This is a genomic window from Desulfoferula mesophila, from assembly GCF_037076455.1.
Classification (GTDB): domain Bacteria; phylum Desulfobacterota; class Desulfarculia; order Desulfarculales; family Desulfarculaceae; genus Desulfoferula; species Desulfoferula mesophila.
Map to the genome: position 1 here is coordinate 1,418,960 of NZ_AP028679.1, position 17,635 is coordinate 1,436,594.

General features: G+C 64.5%; 19 protein-coding genes. 12 read left to right on the plus strand and 7 right to left on the minus strand.

The annotated features are described in order from the left end of the window. Positions 1-4: 4 nt before the first annotated feature. The 5 genes from modB to AACH32_RS06245 all read right to left on the minus strand — a co-directional run bounded on the left by modB (position 5) and on the right by AACH32_RS06245 (position 3,815). On the minus strand, positions 5-715 hold the full coding sequence (gene modB, locus AACH32_RS06225; RefSeq protein ID WP_338605915.1) for a molybdate ABC transporter permease subunit: 711 nt from the start codon (positions 713-715) through the stop codon (positions 5-7). Between the two features lie 69 nt (positions 716-784). Continuing rightward, complete coding sequence (modA, locus tag AACH32_RS06230) at positions 785-1,564, minus strand: molybdate ABC transporter substrate-binding protein (RefSeq protein WP_338605916.1); 780 nt, start codon at positions 1,562-1,564, stop codon at positions 785-787. A 29-nt stretch (positions 1,565-1,593) separates the two neighbouring features. Next, entirely contained in the window at positions 1,594-2,427 is an 834-nt protein-coding gene (locus tag AACH32_RS06235) for a hypothetical protein (RefSeq protein ID WP_338605917.1), read from the minus strand. Beyond that, positions 2,427-3,179 (minus strand): hypothetical protein, encoded by a 753-nt coding sequence (locus AACH32_RS06240; protein ID WP_338605918.1) that lies wholly within the window; start codon positions 3,177-3,179, stop codon positions 2,427-2,429. Before AACH32_RS06240 ends, AACH32_RS06235 begins: the two co-directional genes overlap by 1 nt. 246 nt (positions 3,180-3,425) lie before the next feature. Continuing rightward, positions 3,426-3,815, minus strand: a complete 390-nt coding sequence (locus tag AACH32_RS06245; protein WP_338605919.1) for a winged helix-turn-helix domain-containing protein — start codon at positions 3,813-3,815, stop codon at positions 3,426-3,428. Between the two features lie 187 nt (positions 3,816-4,002). On the opposite strand from AACH32_RS06245, the gene AACH32_RS06250 reads away from it, so the two are divergent. From AACH32_RS06250 to AACH32_RS06310, 12 genes are all read left to right on the plus strand, one after another. Continuing rightward, positions 4,003-4,863 (plus strand): enoyl-CoA hydratase-related protein, encoded by an 861-nt coding sequence (locus AACH32_RS06250; RefSeq protein ID WP_338605920.1) that lies wholly within the window; start codon positions 4,003-4,005, stop codon positions 4,861-4,863. Positions 4,864-5,133: 270 nt separating this feature from the next. Next, a complete protein-coding gene (locus AACH32_RS06255) occupies positions 5,134-5,454 on the plus strand; it encodes an ArsR/SmtB family transcription factor (protein ID WP_338605921.1) in 321 nt (106 codons plus the stop codon). A gap of 61 nt (positions 5,455-5,515) precedes the next feature. Beyond that, a complete protein-coding gene (locus tag AACH32_RS06260; protein ID WP_338605922.1) occupies positions 5,516-6,688 on the plus strand; it encodes a permease in 1,173 nt (390 codons plus the stop codon). A 40-nt stretch (positions 6,689-6,728) separates the two neighbouring features. Next, complete coding sequence (locus tag AACH32_RS06265; protein WP_338605923.1) at positions 6,729-7,919, plus strand: MFS transporter; 1,191 nt, start codon at positions 6,729-6,731, stop codon at positions 7,917-7,919. Positions 7,920-7,995: 76 nt separating this feature from the next. Then, positions 7,996-8,229 carry a thioredoxin family protein gene (locus AACH32_RS06270; protein WP_338605924.1) on the plus strand — a complete coding sequence of 78 codons (234 nt, stop codon included), beginning with the start codon at positions 7,996-7,998 and terminating at the stop codon, positions 8,227-8,229. A gap of 23 nt (positions 8,230-8,252) precedes the next feature. Continuing rightward, positions 8,253-8,438 (plus strand): (2Fe-2S)-binding protein, encoded by a 186-nt coding sequence (locus tag AACH32_RS06275; protein ID WP_338605925.1) that lies wholly within the window; start codon positions 8,253-8,255, stop codon positions 8,436-8,438. A gap of 114 nt (positions 8,439-8,552) precedes the next feature. Further along, entirely contained in the window at positions 8,553-8,993 is a 441-nt protein-coding gene (locus tag AACH32_RS06280; protein WP_338605926.1) for an arsenate reductase ArsC, read from the plus strand. 23 nt (positions 8,994-9,016) lie between these two features. Beyond that, complete coding sequence (gene arsB, locus AACH32_RS06285) at positions 9,017-10,108, plus strand: ACR3 family arsenite efflux transporter (protein ID WP_338605927.1); 1,092 nt, start codon at positions 9,017-9,019, stop codon at positions 10,106-10,108. A 66-nt stretch (positions 10,109-10,174) separates the two neighbouring features. Next, the gene (locus tag AACH32_RS06290) at positions 10,175-10,540 is read left to right on the plus strand and encodes a thioredoxin family protein (RefSeq protein WP_350341566.1); all 366 of its coding nucleotides are present in this window, start codon (positions 10,175-10,177) and stop codon (positions 10,538-10,540) included. Between the two features lie 30 nt (positions 10,541-10,570). Continuing rightward, positions 10,571-11,275 carry a cytochrome c biogenesis CcdA family protein gene (locus tag AACH32_RS06295; RefSeq protein ID WP_338605929.1) on the plus strand — a complete coding sequence of 235 codons (705 nt, stop codon included), beginning with the start codon at positions 10,571-10,573 and terminating at the stop codon, positions 11,273-11,275. A 33-nt stretch (positions 11,276-11,308) separates the two neighbouring features. Beyond that, a complete protein-coding gene (gene extKL / locus AACH32_RS06300) occupies positions 11,309-12,535 on the plus strand; it encodes a multiheme c-type cytochrome (seleno)protein ExtKL (RefSeq protein ID WP_350297510.1) in 1,227 nt (408 codons plus the stop codon). 141 nt (positions 12,536-12,676) lie between these two features. Next, a complete protein-coding gene (locus AACH32_RS06310) occupies positions 12,677-15,019 on the plus strand; it encodes an AsmA family protein (protein ID WP_338605932.1) in 2,343 nt (780 codons plus the stop codon). Between the two features lie 125 nt (positions 15,020-15,144). Here AACH32_RS06310 and tsaA read toward each other — a convergent pair whose 3' ends face one another. Beyond that, positions 15,145-15,630 (minus strand): tRNA (N6-threonylcarbamoyladenosine(37)-N6)-methyltransferase TrmO, encoded by a 486-nt coding sequence (tsaA, locus tag AACH32_RS06315; protein ID WP_338605933.1) that lies wholly within the window; start codon positions 15,628-15,630, stop codon positions 15,145-15,147. Positions 15,631-15,680: 50 nt separating this feature from the next. Further along, on the minus strand, positions 15,681-17,603 hold the full coding sequence (gene glgB / locus AACH32_RS06320; protein WP_338605934.1) for a 1,4-alpha-glucan branching protein GlgB: 1,923 nt from the start codon (positions 17,601-17,603) through the stop codon (positions 15,681-15,683). Positions 17,604-17,635: the final 32 nt, after the last annotated feature.

Sequence of the window (17,635 nt, forward strand, 5' to 3'; positions counted from 1 at the left end):
GGCCTCACCCCTTCAGCCGCCGCTGCACCCGGCGGGCCAGCAGCTCGGAGACCAGCAGGGCCGCCAGGGCCAGGACGATGGAGATGAGGCACAGGCGCTGGGCGGCGGCCTCCCCGCCGGGCGATTGCAACACGCTGTACAGGGCCAGGGGCAGGGTGCGGGTCTGGCCGGGGATGTTGGAGACAAAAGTGATGGTGGCTCCGAACTCGCCCAGGCCCCGGGCAAAGGCCAGCACCATGCCGCTTAATATGCCCGGCAGGGTCAGGGGCAGGGTGACGGTGAAGAACACCCGCCAGGCTCCGGCCCCCAGGGTGTGGGCCGCCTGCTCCAGGCCCCGGTCCACCGCCTCCAGGCTGAGGCGGATGGCCCGCACCATGAGCGGGAAGGCCATCACCCCCGCGGCCAGGGCCGCGCCCTTCCAGTTGAAGGCAAAGGTGATGCCCAACTGGTCGTGCAGCCAGGCCCCCACCAGGCCCCGGCGGCCGAACACCACCAAGAGCAGGTAGCCGGTGACCACCGGCGGCACCACCAAGGGCAAATGCAGCAGGCCGTCGAAAAGGGTCTTGCCCGGAAAGCGGCGGCGGGCCAGGAGCCAGGCCGCGCCCACGGCCAGGGGCAGACTGGCCAGCATGGCCCACAGGCTGACCCACAAGCTGAGGCGCAGGGCCTCGCTCTCCAGGGGGGTCAGACTGATGGCGCTCCAAATGCTTTCCATGACGTTTTCCGTGGCCTCGGGCGCCCTCACCGGCCAGGGGAGGGCTTGGTTCAATGCCGGTCCGCGCGCCTAACGCACGCTGAAGCCGTATTTCTTGAATATGAGTTTGGCCTGATCGCTCTGCAGGAAAGCGTAAAAGGCCTTGGCCGCCGGGCCGGCCTCGCCCTTGATCAGGGCCAGGGGGTAGACGATGGGCCGGTGGCTGCCCTCGGGAAACACCCCCACCACCGTCACCTTGGGGGTGATGGCCGCGTCGGTGGCGTAGACGATGCCCAGGGGGGCTTCGCCGCGCTCCACCAGGGCCAGGGCGGCGCGCACGCTGGCCGCCCGGGCCAGGCGCGGTTCGGCCTTGTCCCACAGGCCCAGGGATTTGAGCGCCTGCTTGGCGTAGATTCCGGCGGGCACGTGGTCCGGGTCGCCCACGGCCAGACGGCCGTCGCCCAGCCACTGCATCAGCGGCATGCCCTTCTTCAGGGGGCCGCGTTCCTTGGCCCCCGCCGGGGCGATGAGCACCAGCTTATTGCCCAACAGATCCACCCGGCTGCCCGGCTCCAGGAGCTTTTTGTCGGCCAGGTAGTTCATCCACTTCACGTTGGCCGAGAGATACACCGCCGCCGGGGCGCCGGTGGCGATTTGTTTGGCCAGGGTGGAGCTGGAGGCAAAGGAAGCCACCACCTTGCCCTTGCCGGACGCCTCGTAGGCTTGGATGGCCTCGGTCACCGCGTTGGTGGTGGAGGCGGCGGCGAAGATCATCACCGGCTCGGCGGCCTGGGCCTGGCTGGCGGCCAAGCCCAGGCAGCAGGCCAAGGCCAGCATGGACAAGCGGCGTAAAAGGTTGTTCAGCGGCATGTGGGCTCCTCGCGCAAAAAAAGTTTGGCTCAAACGGCCGTCGCCTGGGCGGGGCGCGCCGCGCCGTTGGCCGGGCCGCCTCGCCAGGTGAGCACGGCCAGGGCGGCATAAAGCACCACCCAAGCCCCGTAGGCCACGAAAAACAAGGTGGTCATGGGATTTTTCACCAAGGCCAAGCGTACGCCCACCTTGGCCGGTTTGGCCCCGTCCTCGGGAGAGTAGAACCCGGCCAGGGTGAGACGCAAACCTTCTATGTCCATGGGCTGCAGGATCTTCAGGTCCCCCTGGCGCAACACCTTGCCCTCCCGGCTGATGACTACCTGGGCCCAGTTTTCCCGGGGTTTGAAGTTGGTGCTGGTCCAGGTCCAGCGGGCCTCGCGGTAGGGCAGGTTGATCACCGAGGTGTCGCTCAGAAAGCGCACCGACTCCAGGTGCAGTTTGAGCCCGCCGGGTAGCTCCAGCGTCTGGCCGGGCAGCATGCGCAGTTCTTCCTGTTTATGCCCCAGGGCCATCTCCGCCCCGTGTCCCAAAAGCACCACCAGCATCACCAGGTGCACCAGGGTGAGCAGCCAGCCCCTGAGGGCGTTGCCCGCCCGGAGGCGAGGGAGTAGGCGGGTGAAGGTGCAGCAGCCAAGGTTCAACAGCATGACTCCCACCCCCAGGCACAGGCCCAGGAACCATAAGGGGGCCAGGGGGTGCTCCCAGGCCGGGCCCAGGAGCCAATCCAGGATGAGCATGCGGTTCATGTCGAAGAAGGCGGCGGCCAACAGTTTGGGCTGGCCAATGAACACCCCCAGGCCCAGCCAAATCATCAGGGCGCCCAGGCTGCCCAGGGTGAATTTCAGAGAAGACAGGCGCTCCATTACGGCTCCAAGAGCATGAAGGTCATGAACAGGCAGATCATGAACAGGCCGGGAAAGGCCTGGGCGGTGATCCTCAGGCGAGGCTTGGCGGCCCAGGACGGGGGCAGGTGGGCCGCCGCGGTGACCAGGAGGAAGAAGAGGGTGGCCTCCAGGAAATTGGCGTTCCAGCACCAATAGTCGCCCATCCACTGCATGCGCCAGGTGAAGCCGGAAAACTCCCCGGCCAGAAACACCGCCGTGCCCAAAAGCAGGAAGTTGCGCGACCAGCGCAAAAGGGTGGTGCGCACCTCGGGAGCGGTACCCACGGCGGCCAGGGCGGCCAGAGAAGCGTAGAGGAACACGGCCAGGGAGGCCATGCGCAGCGTAAAGAACAGCCGGCTCCAAATATACTTGTACATGTACCAGTCGGGGTAGAAGCGGTCCGAGGCCACCAGGAACAGGGCCATGAGCGCGGTTCCCGCCCACCAGCACAGGGCGGCCAGCCGCCTTTGCCCCTCGGCGGCGCCACAGGGGATCAGGGCCAGCACGCTGAGCCACAGGGTGAACATAACGGCCGCCTCAAAGGTCCCGGCCAGGGGCGGGCGGTTCAGGATGACCGCCGACACCGTCGCCTGGGCCAGGGCCAGAACCAGCACCAGCCAGCCCATCCAGCGCCATCGGTCACCCTGACCGAACCAGGCCATGGCGCCGGACAGCGCGGTGACGCCCAGCAGGGCGTAATGGACGCATTTGAGTAGAGCCAAAAGAGTCATGGCCTGGCTCCCGTGGTCAACGGGAGGGCCTTGATCAGAACCGGCGGGGTGGAGAAGCGACCGTGCATGAGCCTGTTGTCCCTGGGCAGCGAATTCCTAGTCGTTTGCTTATCAAGAATATAACGCTTCGCCGATAAACGGCGCCGAGACCGAAAAATAGGCCATGGACGCCGCGAACGGGGCGTTAAATTATTGGTAGCGTTATATCACAAAAAATATAACGCTACCAAAAAAATAATGGCGGGTTTATTGGACCTTGCGGGAGTCGACCCAGGTCTGGAACTGCTTGACCAGGCGCCAGAACTCCTCGCGCGCCTTTTCACCGGCCGGGGTCAGGCTGGCCCCGCCGCCGGTCTTGCCCCCGGCCTGTTTATCCACCAGGGGTTCTGGGGCCATGCGGTTCATCTGCTCCACCAGATTCCAGGCGTGGCTGTAGCTCATGCCCATGGAACGGGCGGCGGCGGCCAGGGTGCCGTGCAGGGCGATGCGCTCCAAGAGCACGGCGCGACCCCAGGACATGTAGGTGTGGCCGTCCTTTTCCAGCCAAATGCGCCCCTTGAGCTGCAGGCCTTCTGCCGCGTGCTCCGGGCCTTTGGCCATGGCGTTGCGCTCCGGCGGGGCTTTGGGCTTGGGCATGGTACGTCCAGTCTGGGTTCGGGTAATACAGGCTGGCCGGTGATTGGCCGTTAATTATAGCCCGTGACCGCAGGAGGCGTGGCCGGGGCGCTCGCCTGGTCTTGCGCCTGGCCTTGGCGGCCGTTTGCTGCTATTTTGCCCTATCGTTCATCCAATAAATATCATGCCATCGCCAAGGAGTCCAAGCATGGAACTTTTACATACCACCTACCAGGTGCAGGACCGGGTGGGGCTCATCACCCTGAACCGCCCCGAGCGCATGAACGCCTTCACCGTGCAGATGCGCAACGAATTGCTATATCTGCTGGGGGAAGCGGACCAGGATGACCAGGTGCGGGCGTTGGTGGTCACCGGGGCGGGGCGGGCCTTTTGCGCGGGCATGGACCTGGCCGCCGGGGGTAGCACCTTTGACTATACCTCCCGCTACCCCCAGGAGGACTCCCTGTCCCGCCACCGCGACGGCGGGGGCCAGGTGGCCCTGGCCGCCTACAACTGCCGCAAGCCGGTTATTGCGGCCATGAACGGCCCGGCGGTGGGAGTCGGGCTCACCATGACCCTGGCCATGGACATGCGTCTGGCCGCCGAGGACGCCAAGATGGGCCTGGTGTTCACCCAGCGGGGACTGGTGCCCGAGGCCTGCTCCTCCTGGTTCCTCACCCGCCTGGTGGGGGCGGGCAAGGCCCTGGAACTGGTCTGCACCGGCCGGGTGTTCCGGGCCGGGGAAATGGCCGACAGCGGCCTGTTCAACCACCTGTTGCCCGCGGACCAGGTGTTGCCCAAGGCCCTGGAACTGGCCCGGGAGATCGCGGCCAACACCTCGGCCACCTCGGTGGCCCTGGCCAAGGCAATGCTCTGGCACGGCCTGGGCGAGCCCGATCCCCAGTCGGTCCACCTCATCGACTCCAAGGTGTTCTACTGGGCGGGCCGGCAACCCGACGCCGCCGAGGGCATCCAGAGCTTTTTGGAGAAGCGCCCACCGGAGTTCAAGCTGAGCCCCACCAAGGATATGCCTGATTTTTATCCTTGGTGGAAAGAGCCCAAGGTTTAATTCGGCTGCGCCAGGCGCGGCTGCGCCAGAGGCCCGTGGGCTGTGTTGCCGGCATCGCTTGGGCCTCGGCGTATGTAAGAATACGCCTGCGGTTCGCGCTCGCCGGACGCCTTGCCCACGAACATCTGGCTGTGCCGCAAGATGGGGTGGCTGTAACGTACGCAAATGTAAAGTAAAAGCCAATTAATGAAGGGCGGCGGTCGAAAAAATCGGCCGCCGCCCTTGACAATTTGGGGTATTTGGCCAATATTGCAAATAGGAGGTGGTCATATGGACGCCGAGCGGCAAAAAAGGTTGGAGGCCAGGGCCCGCATCCTCAAGGCGGTGGGCAACGCCAGCCGCCTGCTCATCCTGGAGGAACTGGCCTCGGGTGAGAAGTGCGTTGCCGATCTGACTCAAGCGGTGGGCAGCGATATCTCCACCGTGTCCAAGCACCTGTCCCTACTCAAGTCGGTGGGCTTGGTCAAGGACGACAAGCGGGGCAACCAGGTCTTCTACTCCCTGCTGGCCCCCTGCGTGCTCAATTTCTTCGACTGCGTGGAGTCGGTGTTGCAGGCGCGGGTGCAGGCCCAGATCGAGGTCATCGGCTAGGGCAAAGGGAAATTTTTTTGGGATATTCATTGGTCATTTGGCCAAATAGTTGAGTATAGCCATGAAAGAACGTTACAAGCTTTTGATGATCGTGGCCCTGTTCGCGGCGGCCTATTTCGTGCCCTGGGACAGCGAACCCATTCGGCGCTCGGGCCTGGAAGCCTTCATGATGCTCCGGGAGTACGCCCGCGAGCACGTGCTGACCTGCCTCATCCCGGCCTTTTTCATCGCCGGAGCCATCTCGGTTTTCGTCAGCCAGGCCTCGGTTCTCAAGTATTTCGGGGCCCAGGCCAAGAAGTTCCTCTCTTATTCCGTGGCCTCGGTCTCCGGCGCGGTGCTGGCGGTGTGCTCCTGCACCGTGCTGCCCCTGTTCGCGGGCATCTATTCCCGGGGCGCGGGCATCGGCCCGGCCACGGCCTTCCTCTACTCCGGCCCGGCCATCAACGTGCTGGCCATCGTGCTCACCGCCCGCATCCTGGGATGGGAGCTGGGCCTGGCCCGGGCCGTGGGGGCGGTGGTCTTCGCCGTCATCACCGGCCTGCTCATGGCCCTGATCTTCCGCAAGGACGACGCGGCCCGCGCCGCCGGGCAGGTCTATCTGCCCGAGGACGAAGCCAGCGGCCGCTCCCTGGGTCAGGAAGCCCTGTTCATGCTCACCCTGGTGCTCATCCTCATCTTCGCGGCCTGGGCCCGTCCGGCTGAGGGCGTCCAGGGCCTGTGGGCGCTGATCTTCGGGCTCAAGTGGTGGATCACCGCCGGGCTCTTGGTAGCCCTGGTGTTTTTGCTCAGGGCCTGGTTCACCAAGGAGGAACGGGTGGAATGGGTGGAGTCCACCTGGGGCTTCATGAAGCAGATATTCCCCCTGCTGGGGGCCGGGGTGCTGGTGGCCGGGTTCATGCTGGGCCGCCCTGGGCATCCCGCCCTTATCCCCCAAGAGTGGGTCAGCGCCTCGGTGGGCGGCAACTCCCTGGGAGCCAATCTGTTCGCCTCGGTGGCCGGGGCCCTGATGTACTTCGCCACCCTCACCGAGATCCCCATTCTCCAAGGCCTGTTGGGCGCGGGCATGGGCAAGGGCCCGGCCCTGGCCCTCCTGTTGGCCGGCCCGGCCTTGAGCCTGCCCAACATGCTGGTGATCGGCGGGGTGATGGGCTGGAAAAAGACGGCGGTGTTCAGCGGCATCATCGTGGCGATGTCCACCATAGCCGGTCTTATCTATGGCGCGTTCCTGGTCTGACCCTCCGGGGAAGGGCCCTAACCGTATAGGGGTGAGTAAGATGCAAAACAAAAGCATAGTCGCCTTGCTGGGAATGGCCGGTTTCGTGGTCATGGCCGACAACTGGGTGGTGTCGCCCATCCTGCCCGCCATCGCGGGCAACCTGCACGTGGACGTCACCAGGGCGGGGCTGTTGATCTCCGCCTATATGTTGCCCTTCGGGCTGTTCCAACTGGTGTTCGGCCCCCTGGCCGACCGTTACGGCAAAAAGCAGGTGATCACCCTGGCCATGGTCCTGTTCACCGTGGCCACCGGCCTGTGCGCCCTGGGGACGGGTTTGTCCGACCTGGCCCTGTACCGCGCCCTCACCGGCATGTTCGCGGCCTCGGTGATGCCCATCTCCCTGGCCTTGATCGGCGACCTGTTCCCCATCGAAAAGCGCCAGGGAGCCATCGGCTCCTTTATGGGCATATCCTTTTTGGGCCAAGGCCTGAGCATGGCCATCGGCGGGGTGACCGCCTACTTCCTTAGCTGGCGGGGGGTGTTTTTCCTCTACGCCATGCTGTCGGTCATCCCCACCCTGGCCCTCATCAAGGCCTACAAGTCCATACCCTCCAGCAAAAACCCCCAGGCCAAGCTGCTGGCCCCCTACGCCAAGCTGCTGGCCCACACCCGCAGCCTCTACACCTACATCCTGGTGCTGCTGGAGGGCATGTTCATCATCGGCAGCTTCTCCTATCTGGGTGCCTACATCTCCGCCAACTACCACTACAACTACCTGCAGATCGGCCTGATCATGACCGCCTTCGGCCTGGCCACCGTGGTGGGCGGCAAGCTGAGCGGCAAGCTGTCCCAGCGCCTTAGCCCGCGCGGCATCCTGAGCCTGGGCCTTTTGGCGGCCACAGCCGCCGAACTGACCTTCGCTTATCTGGGAGACAGCCTGGGATGGCTCATAGGCGGGGTGGCGCTCTTGGGCTTCGGCTTCATCTTCACCCATTCCACCCTGCTTACCCGGGCCACCGAGTTCGCCATGAAGGCGCGCGGCGCGGCCATGTCGCTGGTGGCTTTCTGCTTCATGGGCGGCGGAGGCCTGGGCACCGCCCTGGGTGGGGTAATAATTCGCTACGAGGGCTTCAGCGGGCTGTTCTTGATATACGGCGGCTGCCTCCTGGTAAGCTGGCTGCTCAGTTTCGTCCTGATTCGCCACCACATCATCCAGAAAAACGAACTGGCTCTGGAGGTGGCGGAGTAGGGGAGCGGCGTCCGAAACAGCCGCGAAAGCAATTGTAATCAAAATATCATCCAAAAAACCGACGGAGATGGTAGACATGGAAATCAAGGTATTGGGACCCGGCTGCGCCAAGTGCAAAAAGGCCGAGGAAGTGGTCAAGGAAGCGGTGGCCGAGGCCGGCGTGACGGCGGAAGTGGAAAAGGTCACCGGCATGATGGACATCGCGGCCTACGGGGTGTTGGGCACCCCGGCGGTGGTGGTGGACGGCCAGGTCAAGCTGGTGGGCAAGGTGCCCACCAAGGAGCAGGTCAAGTCCTGGCTGGCTGAATAGGCTGCCGTTTCGAGGGTATGCTCATGCGCTACTCCCAGGACATTCTCAGCGCCCCCGACGAGGAACTGGTCTGCTATTGCTCCGGAGTGAGCAAGGGCGAGATTCGGGCGGCCATGCGGGCCGGAGCCAAGACCCTGGCTGAGGTCAAGGCGGCCACCGGCGCCTGCACGGTGAGCCGTTGCCAGGAGTTGAGCCCTAGGGGCAGATGATGCTCTCGGGAGATAAAGATCCTCCTCGGGCAGGGGGAAGGCGTGGGAAGCGAGATCGCGGGGCCGTTTTGAGCGCCGCGAGGCAACTTTGAACTCAAGGCGAGGTTACGACGCATGAGCGATTTACCCAAGAAACGCATCCTTTATCTGTGCACCGGAAACTCCTGCCGCAGCCAGATGGCCGAGGGCTTTACCAACGCCCTGCGCGGCGGGGAGTTCGAGGCCCATAGCGCCGGGGTGGCCCCCGGCCGGGTGGACCCCCGGGCGGTCAAGGCAATGGCCGAGGCCGGAGTGGACATCGCGGGCCAGCAGTCCAAGGCCGTGGACCCCTTCATCGGCCAGGACTGGGACTGGGTGGTCACCCTGTGCGACAACGCCAACGAGGCCTGCCCATTTTTTCCCGGCCCGGTGACCCGGGTGCATCGCGGGTTTGACGACCCGCCCCTGCTGGCCCAAGGCGCGGCCGACGAACAGGAGGCCCTGGCCCCCTACCGCCGGGTGCGTGAGGAGATCAAGGCCATGGTGCTGGGGCTGCCGGGCAGCCTGCAAGACTGACCATCAGAGCGGAGGCCGCGAAGATGCCCCCTTCGGAAGTTAAAAAGCTTTCGTTCCTGGACCGTTTTCTCACCCTGTGGATCTTCCTGGCCATGGCCGTGGGCGTGGGCTGGGGCTACTTTTTCCCCGGCGTGCGCCAGGTCATGGACCATTTCTCCGTGGGCACCACCAACCTGCCCATCGCCGTGGGCCTGGTGCTCATGATGTACCCGCCCCTGGCCAAGGTGCGCTACGAAGAGTTGGGTCAGGTATTTCGCAACGTGCGGGTGCTGGCGCTCTCTTTGGTGCAAAACTGGGTGATCGGCCCGGTGCTTATGTTCGCCCTGGCGGTGGCCTTCCTGGCCGATCAGCAGGCCTACATGGTGGGGCTGATCCTCATCGGCCTGGCCCGCTGCATAGCCATGGTCATCGTGTGGAACGACCTGGCCCAGGGCGACCGGGAGTACTGCGCCGGTCTGGTGGCCTTCAACAGCATCTTCCAGGTGCTGTTCTTTTCGCTCTACGCCTGGTTTTTCATCACCGTGCTGCCGGAGTGGCTGGGCATGAAAGGCATGGCCGTGGAGGTTTCCATGGGCCAGATCGCCCAGAGCGTGTTCATCTACCTGGGCATCCCCTTTATCGCGGGCATCCTCAGCCGGTTTATCGGCCTGAAGCTCAAGGGCCGGCAGTGGTACGAAGAGGAATTCATTCCCAAGATCAGCCCTATCACCCTGATCGCCCTGCTGTTCACCATCCTGGTGATGTTCAGCCTCAAGGGCGAGTATATCGTGGCCCTGCCCCTGGACGTGGTGCGGGTGGCCATCCCCCTTTGCATTTATTTCGTGGTGATGTTTCTGGTAAGCTTTTGGCTGTCGCTCAAGGTAAAGGCCACTTACGAGCAGGCCACCACCCTTTCCTTCACCGCGGCCAGCAACAACTTCGAACTGGCCATCGCCGTGGCCGTGGCCGTGTTCGGCATCGACAGCGGCCAGGCCTTTGCCGCGGTAATCGGCCCCCTGGTGGAGGTGCCGGTGTTGATCGGGCTGGTGAACGTGGCCCTGTATTTCAGGCGGCGCTATTTCCCTTATGTCGCCCAGGGCCCCACCGGAGTGTGCCACCTGAGTTGCGAGCCCTAACCCTTAACCATCGAAAAGGTTTTAACTAGTATGCGACGCCCAATTTTTGTCTGTTCTCTGGCCTTGGTGCTGAGCTTGGCGCTGCTTTGGGCCGTGCCCAACGCGGCGCGGGCCGATCAAGAGATACCGGTCAAGGGCATGGTGACCATGTTGGAGCTGGGCGCGGACTACTGCATGCCCTGCCGCATGATGAAACCCATCGTGGCCGAGGCCAAAAAGGAATACCAGGGGCGGGCGGCTTTTGTCTTTGTGGACGTGCAGGAGAACCGGCTCGCGGCCATGGCCTACGGCCTTCGGGCCATTCCCACCCAGATTTTTTTCGACAAGCAGGGCAAAGAGGCTTGGCGCCACGAGGGCTATTTGAGCAGGGAGAACATCGACCTGGTGCTGGCCAAGCTCGGGGTGGAAAAGCCCAAGGCGGCGACCAAGTAGGCAACTGGCGAGGCGGCCGGGGGAGGCGTATTGGATCAGCTTTTCATAGCCCTGAACGCCTGGATAACCTCGGGGAGCCTGGTCGCCCTGGCCGGGGCCTTTGGCTGGGGCGTGGTCAGCGTGGCCCTGAGCCCCTGCCATTTGGCTTCCATACCCCTCATAGCCACCTACGTGGCCGGTCAGGACGACGGCGTCCGGCCGCGTAGCGCCGCGGTCTACGCCTTCGCCTTCACCGGCGGCCTTTTCCTCACCATAGCCCTGGTCGGCGCGATCTGCGCCTGGCTGGGCCGCATGCTGGGCGACGTGGGCCCCTATTGGACCATCCTGGTGGGCGCGGTGCTAATCTGGGTGGCCCTGGACATGCTGGGAGTGGGCAGGTTTTCCCTGTCCGGTAGCCTCATGAACCGCCTCCGTCTCCGGGGCCTGGGCGGGGCCTGGGTTCTGGGCCTGGCCTATGGCCTGCTTTCCGGCTCCTGCACCTTCGGCTTCATCGCCCCCATCCTGGCCATCATCACCGTGCAAAAGGACTTCGCGGCGGGCATGGCCATGATCCTGCTCTTCGGCCTGGGCCACGCCCTGCCCATAGCCCTGGCGGGCAGCTCCACCGCCCTGGTGGGCCGGGTGTTGGACAACGGTTCCTTCCAGCAAGGCAGCCTGTGGTTCAAGCGGGCGGCCGGGGTGGGCATCGGCCTGTTGGGGGCCTACTTCATTTTCTCGCCATTCACCGGCGTCTGAGCGTACTCAGAGCTCAAGGAAAGAAGCGGCATTATGAAGCCTTTGCCGAAGCTTACAAAGGTGCTGGCCCTGGCGGTTACGGCCGGGTCGCTTTTGTTTTGGGGCGCGTTCCCCGCTTGGGCGGCGGGCGAGCATGCGCCGGCCAAGAGCCTGGCCGAGCTTTTGGAGCGCAACGACTCCAAGCGCTGTCAGGAGTGCCACTCCGAGATATATGAGCAGTGGTCGCGTTCCCATCATGCCCGCTCACTAATGGGCCTGAACGGCTTCAGCTTCATGTCCAAATACCTGCGCAAGGGACCGTTGGCCGTTAAAAAGCCCCAGGACGCCACCATGGACAATTTCCCCTGCGCCAAGTGCCACCTGCCCCAGCTTGTCGGCACCGAGCCCCAGGTGGCCCGGGAACTGGCCGAGGTGATTTGGCGTGACGACAAGGCGGTGGTGAGCCGCCTGAATATCGGCTGCCTGGTGTGCCACCAGGACAAGGCCGTGGTGCACCATCGTCCCGAGCCCGGCGTGCTATACGGGCCCAAGACACTCACCGAGCATGAGGGGACCGTCAAGGTGGTGCGCAAAAGCTCCTTCATGGCCTCGCCCGCCTTTTGCGGCCAGTGCCATGGCATGGGGCCCAACTTCGAGTTCACCCCTCCGGTGCAATGCGCCACCCTCTACGGCAGCTATCTGCACGCCTACGTGGCTGACGGCGGCTCGCGCACCTGTCTGGATTGTCACATGTCCGGCCGGGACCATACCTTCCCGCCGGATTTCAGCGATCAGAAGGCTACGGCCCAGCTCTACCGCGCCGCTCTGCCCATGGAGGTAGAGGTCCTGCCCTACACCTTTCATCCGGGCCACAAACAGGACTCACCCCGGGTGGTCGTCGGTTTGACTATTGAAAACCGGGCGGGCCACCGTATCCCCGATGGCTGACCGTCTCGGGCGCAGGTGGTCCTGGAAGTGACCGCTAAGGATGAAAACGCCAAAGAGATATACAAGCAAAAACGCATCTTCATGCCCCAGTGCACCGACAGCCTGGGGCCGGTGATGGTGTTGGGACCTGATCGCAAGCTGGGCATAATCCGCGACACCACCTTTCAGCCGTTCAAGCCCAAGCGCGAGAGTTTCGTCATCCCGCTTAATCAGCCCTGCCGTGAACTGGCCTTGGGGGTGAAGCTTTACTATGAGCTGCGTCCCGGTCAGGAAATACCGCTGCATATCTGGGAGAAGAGGGTGGCGGTGGACGGCCTTTTCGCCTCGCAATGACCTGCCGTCTCGCTCCAAGAATAATTCAGGGTCCGGTTGTCCGCTTTACTCACGGGCGCCGGGCTCTCATAATTTATAGACAGCTAGGGCGAACGCGCTCTGCCAGACAAACTATCAACCAGGGGGGAGAAGCGTAACTTCATGGCTAAAGCTCTAAAAATAATAGTGATCGTATTGCTGGGCCTGGCCGGGTTGGCGGCGCTGGCCGTCACCTTCCTGCCCAAGTTGCTGCCCCTTGATTCCATGGTCACCGAGGCCATGGAGGAAAACCTGGGGCGCAAAGCCACGGTCCAGGAGGTGTCGGCAAGCCTGTGGGGCGGCCTGGAGGTGCGGGTGAAAGGCCTGACGGTGCAGGACAAGGCCGCCTACGGTGACCGACCCCTGCTCAAGCTGGGCTCCCTGCAAATGGAGGCCAGCCTGTGGCCCCTGGTGAGCGGGCACATGGTGGTGGACCGGATCGCGGTGGACGGCCTGGAGATTTCCCTGGTGCGGGCCAAGGACGGCCGCCTGAACTGGCAGGATCTGCCGGGCAAGAAAGGCGCGGCGGGCGGCAAGGGCGGGGAGGGCCATGTGGAGGCCCCGGACGAGGGCAAGTTCATCTTGCGCCAACTGGCGGTCACCAATTCCGCGCTGTACCTGCTGAACCAGGCCAACGGCAAAAGCAGCCAACTGCCCCTGGAGCGCTGCCAACTCAGCAGCGATCTTTCCATGGATGCCTCCTCGGGCAGTTTCGACCTGGCCTTGCCGGGCCTCGGCCTGGTCGCCGGATTCAAGAGCCGGGGCTATGGCGACGATTTCAAGCTGGACCAGGGCAAGCTGAATTTCAAGCTGGATCTGGCCCAATTGGCCTCTCGCCTGGCTCCCTTGGCTCCCGCCATGCAGGCGCGGGGAAGCATGGAATTCAGCGGGCTGGCCATGGGCGACGCCAAGGCCCTCAAGGTGCAGGCCCAGGCCCAGGCCAAGGGCTTGGAGGTGCGCGCCGGGACCATGCGCCGCCCCTTCCTGGTCGGCGACGCCTCCTGGGCCGCCCAGGCCACCCTGAACCTGGCGGCCCAAACCGTGGACATCGCCCAGGCCCAGCTGCGCATCCCCCAGGCGGGCATGGTGCAGACCCTCAAGGGCGTGCTGGGTTGGGGCAAGGCCCTGGGCAAGAGCCAGGCGGTGTACGACCAGCAGACCGACCTGGCCAAGCTGGCCCATTTCATCGAGCCCCTGCTTCCCTGGCCGCTCAAGGCCGGGGGCCAGGCCAGCAAGCACGTCCTGTTCAAGGGCGCCGGTCCGGGTGTGCTGGAGATGAGCGGCCAAGGTATGGTGCGCAACGCCATGGTGGAGAGCCCGGCCTTGCCCAAGGTCTGGAGAGAGTCCGAGATGCGGGCTGACTTCAAGTTCCTGGTCAAGGACGAGGGCCGGGAGCTGGACATCCGACAGATGGATTGGAACGCCTCCATGGCCAAGCTGGGCCTTACCGGCACGGTCAAGAGCGACGGCGACAAGAGCAAGCTGCGCCTGAAGGTGGCGGGGGAATATCTCGACCTGGACCGTTTGATCCCGGGAGTCTCCGCGCAAGAGCGGGGCAAGGCCCCGACCCCCGAGGCCAAGGCGGCCCAGGCCAAGGCCGCGGCTCCGGCGCCCAAGGCGGCGGCCGCCGCCCCCTCGGCCAAGGCGGTCGAGGCCCGGCGGAGCCTCAAGGGGCTGGATGCCGAGCTGGAGATCAAGCTGGGCCGCCTGGTCATGCGCGGCTATGAGATGAAGAACCTGCGGGCCCAATTGGAGGTCAAGGACCAGAAGGCCCGGATCAAGGAATTCCAGACCGGCTTCCTGGGCGGCGAGGTCCAGACCAAGGCCGCGATGGATTTCAAGCCCGCCGCGGCGGCGGGCGACGTGGACGTGCGGGCCAAGAACATCACCATTACGCCCGAGGTGTTTCGTAAGCTTAAATACGATTTCCCCATGTTCTCCTTGCCGCTCAGCAGCCTGGAGGGGGTGTTCTCCCTGGACAGCCAGATGGCCTGGCAGGGCTTGGAATCCGAACAAGTGCGCAGCACCCTCAAGGGTAAGGGCCTGCTCAAGGCCGAGGACGGGGTGACCATCGGCATGGACTTCTTGGACAGCGTCCAAGCGGTGGCCGTTTTGATGGGCAAGGATTTGTCCCGGGACCTGCCTCGGCGCTTCGAGAAGTTTGAGGGCAAGTACACCATGGGCCAAGGCAAGGTGAACTACGACATCGCCCTCATGGCCAGCAAGGATCGGGTAGACGCCCAGATCGTCGGCTCCACCGGGCTGCTGGACGACTCCCTGGACGCCAATATCAAGTTCAAGGCCGACAGCGTGGGCCGCGACCTGCGCCAGTTCCTGGACAAGGACGGCACCTTCCCCATCGGGGTGGGCGGCACCATTCAAAAGCCGGTGGCCAAGGTGGACCTGAGCGGCAACCTGATTCCCGCGGCGGAGAAGTTGTTCCAGAACCTGTTCAAGCGCAAATAACCCAACCGGACCAAGCCACGCCCCCTGCTTCCGGCCTCACCGGCGGCAGGGGGCTTTGCTTTGCGCGCGGCGCCGAACGATCTATTGGGGCACCCGCGTTCGAGGCTTGGGGCAGGGTGGCGCGATCAACTGAAGCGTTCGTCGGCCTTTTGGGTGGGCGCGTCCTGGGCCTTGTCGGCCAGCCAGCCGGTGCGTATCGGCCCGGCCGGCGCGTCGAAGCGCGGTACGTAGGGTTTCAGGTCGAGGAGCGGGCTCTGGTCCACCATGTCCACCCCCCTAAGGCGCAGCACGTGGCCTTCCACCCCCAACAATTCCACCACCGAAAGCCCTATGGGGTTGGGGCGGGCCGGGGCGCGGGTGGCGAACAGGCCGTGCTCGTGGTCGTCCAGAAAAGGGCGCACCTTGGGCTTGAAGGCCGCAGCCCGGTGGCAGTGATAGAGCAAGATGACATGGCTGAAACCATCCAGGCCCTCCAAGGCCGGGGCCAACTCGGGGCGCAGTTCGGCCCGGCCCAGGGCGTCCTCCGCGCCGCAGGGTTGGATGGGCGCCCCCTTGGGCTCGGCGAAGGGGGTGTGCAGCAGGCCTATGGGTTGATAGATAATCTCGTTCATGATCAGCCTCGGTTTTTATTCTCAGCGTTGCGATGACGGCGGGCAGGACTCTAGGACTCTCGCCCTCCCGGGCGCAGGAACACCGCCCCCAGGGGAGGCAGGGTCAGCTCCAGGGAATGGGAGCGGCCGTGGGCCCCGGTGGTGGAGGCTTCCAGCCCCCCGGCGTTGCCCACCCCGCCGCCCCCGTATTCCGGGGCGTCGCTGTTGAACACCTCTTGCCAGAAGCCGCCCTGATCCACCCCCACCCGGTAGTGGTGGCGGGGCACCGGGGTGAAGTTGAGCACCACCAGCATGCTTTGGCCCGCCGCCGGGTTGAGGCGCAGCATGGAGAGCACGCTGGCCTGGGTGTCGTTGCAGTCCACCCAGGAAAAGCCCTCGGGCTTGAGGTCCACCTGCAGCGCGGCCTCGCGGCGATACATGCGGTTGAGGTCGCCCGTCAGGCGCTTGATGCCCTGGTGGGGGGCGAACTCCAAGAGGGCCCAGTCCAGGGTCCCTTCGTTGTTCCACTCCGACCACTGGGCGATCTCGCCGCCCATGAACAGGAGCTTCTTGCCGGGCTGGGCGTACATGTAGCTGTAGAGCAGGCGCAGGTTGGCAAACTTCTGCCAGTCGTCGCCGGGCATCTTGGAGATCAGCGAGGCCTTGCCGTGCACCACCTCGTCGTGGCTCAGCGCCAGCACGAAGTTCTCGGTAAAGGCGTAGAGCATGCGAAAGGTGAGCTTGTCGTGGTGAAACTTGCGGTGGATGGGGTCCTGGCGAAAGTAGGCCAGGGTGTCGTGCATCCAGCCCATGTCCCACTTGAGGCCGAAGCCCAGGCCGCCCAGATAGGCGGGCCGGCTGACCATGGGCCAGGCGGTGGATTCCTCGGCGATGTTGGCGATGCCCGGATTGACCGCGTAGGTCTCCACGTTCATGCGCTTCAACAGCTCCACCGCCTCCAGGTTTTCGTTGCCGCCGTACTGGTTGGGAATCCACTCCCCGTCCTTGCGGGAGTAGTTCAAATAGAGCATGGAGGCCACGGCATCAACCCTTAGGCCGTCGGTGTGCATCTCCTTGAGCCAGAACATGGCGTTGGAGAGCAGGAAAGAGCGCACCTCGTCGCGGCCGTAGTTGAAGATATTGCTGCGCCAGTCGGGGTGGAAGCCCTGGCGGGGGTCGGCGTGCTCGTAGAGATGGGTGCCGTCAAAGAAGTCCAGGCCGTGGGCGTCGGTGGGGAAGTGGCTGGGCACCCAATCCAAGATCACCCCCAGGCCCCGCTGGTGCAGGTAGTCCACCAGGTATTTGAAGTCCTGGGGCGAGCCGAAGCGGGAGGTGGGGGCGAAATAACCGGTGATCTGGTAGCCCCAGGAGCCGCCGAAAGGATGCTCCATCACCGGCATGAACTCCACGTGGGTGTAGGCCAGCTCCTCCAGGTAGTCGGCCAACAGGGGGGCCAACTCTCGATAGCCCAGGGCTTCGCCCGCCGGGCCCTTGCGCCAGGAAGCGGGGTGCATCTCGTAAATGGCCATGGGCCGGTCCAGGACGTTGCCCCGGGCCCGCGCCTCCAGCCAGGCCTCGTCACCCCATTCGTAGGACGGGTCGACCACCACCGAGGCGGTGAGGGGAGGCACCTCGGCGGCCTGGGCCAGGGGGTCGGCCTTGTCCACCTGATAGCCCAGGTTCTTGGACTCGATGTGGTATTTGTAGCGCTGCCCCGCGCCCACCCCGGCCACGAAGCCTTCCCATATGCCCGAGTCCCCCCTAAGCCGCAGGGGATGGGTGTGCTGGTCCCAGCCGTTGAAGTCGCCCATGACGAAAGCTGCGTGGGCGTTGGGGGCCCACACCGCGAAGAAGGTGCCTTGCTCCCCATCCACCTCCACCATGTGGGCTCCCAGCTTGTTGTAGAGCTGCAGGTGGCTGCCCTGGTTGAACAGGTACAGGTCGTCTTCGCTGAGCAGGGAAAAGGGGGGTCTCCGGGCTTTGGCCTTGGCCATGGGCTCCTCGCATAATTAAGTGCTGAGTATAG